Source organism: Brasilonema bromeliae SPC951 (assembly GCF_012912135.1).
Classification (GTDB): Bacteria; Cyanobacteriota; Cyanobacteriia; order Cyanobacteriales; family Nostocaceae; genus Brasilonema; species Brasilonema bromeliae.
In genome coordinates, this window is the sequence record NZ_QMEB01000199.1 from 1 (window position 1) to 3,786 (window position 3,786).

The window sequence follows — 3,786 nt, forward strand, 5'->3', positions numbered from 1 at the left end:
AATCTCAAAATTAAGAATCTCTCCTTTTTGAATTTGCCTAAGTTGAATTTTGAATGTTTGAGTGATCGTGTGGGGTGTTACGGGTGTAAGGGTGGAGTTCCCCTACATCCCTAAGTCCTTACGGACACGCTGCGCGAACGGGGAAGTCAAAAATCAAAAATCAAAAGGTAAGAAGTATTAATTTTGACTTTTTACTTGATACTTTTGACTTGTTTTGCCCCTATCCCCCTACACCCCTAGTTATTAACTCTTGAAGAAAAAGCCATCCATATCAAGAAGCTGTCCGGTATTTACATCGCTAAATACTGGGAGTATATGATAAAGTTCAAATTTCTTTTCTTTCATAAAGGCAATGGAATCATTATATAGTCTTTGATTTTTATACAAAGCTTTCAATGACAGTTCCATTTGAACGCCGACAAGTTTGTCGAGAGATTCATTAGCCCCTTGTAGAATCTGTTCTTCAAAGCCTTGACAGTCTAATTTTAAAAAAACTTTGGAATTATTTAACTTATTTTCGTTCCAAAAGGTATCTAACGTCTTTAATTGAATTTGGATTTTTTCTTTAACCTCAAAAGCAGGTGCGACACTTTTAGCATATTCTGTGGGTTCTAAGATAGAGCTTAAATCGGAAAAATTCGTTAAGTTTATTTGAGTGGTTCCATTTTCCGCTCCCAATGCAAAATTAAAACCTGACCACTTTGAGTCTTTCGCTTTCGCTTTTTGAAGAGATTTAAAAACTTCTGGTACTGGTTCTATAGATAAAATACGTCCATCAAAACCTTCGCTTCTGATTTCTGTCGCATATTGACCAAGATTCGCCCCAACATCTATAACAGTGTCTACATTATGATTTTTTAATAACGTGATTAAAAAATTATATTTGCGAGGGGGAAATCTCACGATATCAAACCCTGTCTTGTGAATCAAAGGACGGAGATTCTTCATTGAAAATTGCCGGATTTGATCAACAAAAAAAATCATATTTTTAAAAATTAAGTGATGATAAGGTATAAAACTAGGAAACTTGCTTTTAGCGAGAGTGTTTCGGAGACTTTCGCATAAATACTACAACGAAAAAACCCCAGAGACAAGAGTGCGTTTTTTGAGTTTTATTAAGTACGTTAATATTCAAAAACGTAAAACAGAGTCTTTGCGATGACTTCGTTTCACGGGATCGGAATGTGAGGCTGACTGCAAATGGTTATGGTGTTGAAATTATCTTAAGCGCAAGGGGATTTCAAGCTATTTTGCTTTAGTTGGGAAAGTGCGATAAGCCGGAGGCTTGACGCTACGCGTATCGCTCCACATTTCAATCATCTACTTCCCCGTAAGGGGATTAAAACACGACAAACGACAGAACACGCAACAGCTAAGATTCTGGTGGAATGAAGCTGACATTTTTTGTAGTCCTATCCCAAAGTATCCAACCGAATTGATTATCCAAATCACTTCCATCATTTGCGACTTTAAAATAAATCTTTTCACCGTTTCTGGTTTCAACGGCAAAATCAGCATTTTGAGCATATATTACCTTAAAACCTCTATCTCGTAGGCAATACATCGCCCAAGCTTTCAATGACTGCTTTTGTGGCTCATGTGGAATCGGAGGTTTTTTTATCGTCTCTTCGATAACTTGATATGTCTGCTGTAAATTAGTCATTAGTCATTAGTCATTTAGTCAAGAATTTTTTTATTACCTTGTTTCCCTAGCTATTGTGGGTCACAGCGTATCTCTATCATAAAGCCATCGGGGTCGTAGAAATACACGCCTCTACCAGTAGGACGTGTAACTGGTCCGTGGGCAATTTGTATTTGATTTTGTCTTATGACTTCGACTGCTTGCTCAAACAATTCAGGAGCAATGTCAAACGCCAAGTGGTATGCTCTGGTAAAAGTACGTTCTGGATTTGGATCTGGCGGTGGTAAGTCTGGTTCCCAAAATAAATCGAGGATAGTACCATCAGGAGTGACAAAGTTAGCGACTTTCCCCTGTGCGACTAAATCTACAAGAGTTGCAGGAACCTCGTCACCAGTCAGTTCGTGCAAACCAAGAATATGACTGTAGAAGTATCGAGAGGCTTGCATATCATGGACGTTAAGGGCTATGTGATGCACTCGTCGCAGGTCACCTGAAGTCAGAACACTTTTTAGGGATTGAGGACTTTGTTGCATGGCAGAACTCTATTGACTGATTAAGGGAGAAGCTACACTAACCAGTTTCTAGTATGACTTTTCCCTGTATTAAACGCTTCACTATTGATAAGTATTATCATCTCATCAAACTGGGATTATTTCATAAATATGACCATATTGAATGAAATCACAGAAAAACATCGAATTGGCAAACGTAACAGTTACATTGCTCTGTTTCCCTAATTTTTTGCTCGATTTCTCTAATATTTTTCCTAATTGTTATCAAGTAGATGAACTGGACTTTAAACTAATTTCGAGAGCGAAACGCCAAAATTTTTACATATAAAGAGTTTTGGAGAACTATAGCAGTCCTAAATCATTTGTGAGAAACCACTAATGACAAATGACGAATGACTAAGGACAGCCTTCACGAAAAATCTCACAACTCAAATAGGATTGCTATAGCTCATTTTCTAGTTAGATGAATGAAGCGAACCTTAAAAGCTTTACACAGACTACAATTGGGATAATTTATCTAATTTTTCATCTCAACTCCAGGATGAAGAATTATCAGCAATACTTCATTTGAAGTTATATCAGTAAAAAGCAAAAAATATATTAATAAAAATAAATATTTACAAAATATGAGATGAAAGTCAGGAATAAAATAATACCAAATAAACTAGACACGGGAAATATGTATATTTATCTAGAAAAAAAGATTATCTCTTCAGAGAGACTATACCATCAACTATGTCTGTCTTTAGGGCGGTTAACTTATTATTTATAATCGTTAAATTTTTTAGTGAAGACAACATACAGCTGAGCGCTAACTTTTTAATTTTTTAATTAAGGAAACGATTGACATGGTTGAGAGCAGGCAGGCTTCGGATAGGCAGAGTGTAAATACTACTAACAGCATAACTACAAGTCAACCTTATGCTGGTACAGTAGGCACAAACGTAGGGGTTGGGGTATCCAGAACAGATGATGCGAACCGCGTGAGCATCGGTCAACCCAGTGTGGGTTCATCAGGGACAAACATAGGTGCAGGGTTATCTACAGACGCCAATACGAATTCAGGGACAAACATAGGTGCAGGGTTATCTACAGACGCCAATAATTCTTCCAATAGTTCTTCAATTAGCAGTAATGGTCAATCCGGTGCTCAAGCAGCAAACGGAGGCAAAAATGTGACGCTAACTAGAGGACTGATAGGCGGACTCATTGGTGGTACATTAGGTTCAGTAGCAGCCGTTTTTGCTGGTAAAAGAATAGCTCAGGGCGTTAGCGTTGCTGCAAAAGGTTTAGGAGAAGCCGCAAAGACTATCGGTGGAGGTCTTAGCCAAACAGGAAAAGGTGTCGGACAAGCGGTAAAGAGTATTGCTGATGGTGCAACCGAGGCTGTTGTCGGTAGCGCAGTGGATACGGCAAAGGGTGTTGCTGAGGGAACTAAGCAAGTCGTAGCCGGTACATTGGACGCAGTACAGAATACAGCACAGGGTGTGAACCAAGCTGTACAAGCTGGAGCGGAGATAGTCCAGGATACAGCAAAGAGTGTTGCTGAGGGTGCTAGGCAAACCGTAACAGGTACATTGGACGCAGTACAAAATACAGCACAAGGTGTTAACCAAGCTGTACAAGGTGCTG

4 protein-coding genes are annotated in these 3,786 nt (G+C 38.7%); 1 reads left to right on the top strand and 3 read right to left on the bottom strand.

Features of this window, described 5'->3' with window-relative positions; genetic code table 11:
- Positions 1–243: 243 nt before the first annotated feature.
- From DP116_RS21325 to DP116_RS21335, 3 genes are all read right to left on the bottom strand, one after another.
- Positions 244–948 carry an FkbM family methyltransferase gene (locus DP116_RS21325; protein WP_211173426.1) on the bottom strand — a complete coding sequence of 235 codons (705 nt, stop codon included), beginning with the start codon at positions 946–948 and terminating at the stop codon, positions 244–246.
- A 424-nt stretch (positions 949–1,372) separates the two neighbouring features.
- On the bottom strand, positions 1,373–1,663 hold the full coding sequence (locus tag DP116_RS21330) for a hypothetical protein (protein WP_169157080.1): 291 nt from the start codon (positions 1,661–1,663) through the stop codon (positions 1,373–1,375).
- A 50-nt stretch (positions 1,664–1,713) separates the two neighbouring features.
- Positions 1,714–2,175, bottom strand: coding sequence for a VOC family protein (locus DP116_RS21335; protein ID WP_169157081.1), 462 nt, complete (start codon positions 2,173–2,175; stop codon positions 1,714–1,716).
- 827 nt (positions 2,176–3,002) lie between these two features.
- On the opposite strand from DP116_RS21335, the gene DP116_RS21340 reads away from it, so the two are divergent.
- The coding region (locus DP116_RS21340) for a hypothetical protein (RefSeq protein WP_169157082.1) at positions 3,003–3,786 on the top strand (784 nt) is incomplete at its 3' end.

What these genes read in the sequence shown, in the direction of transcription:
- DP116_RS21325 (WP_211173426.1), bottom strand. Translation starts at nt 948, where the DNA reads ATGAAGAATCTCCGTCCTTTGATTCACAAGACAGGGTTTGATATCGTG.
- DP116_RS21335 (WP_169157081.1), bottom strand. Translation starts at nt 2,175, where the DNA reads ATGCAACAAAGTCCTCAATCCCTAAAAAGTGTTCTGACTTCAGGTGAC.
- DP116_RS21330 (WP_169157080.1), bottom strand. Translation starts at nt 1,663, where the DNA reads ATGACTAATTTACAGCAGACATATCAAGTTATCGAAGAGACGATAAAA.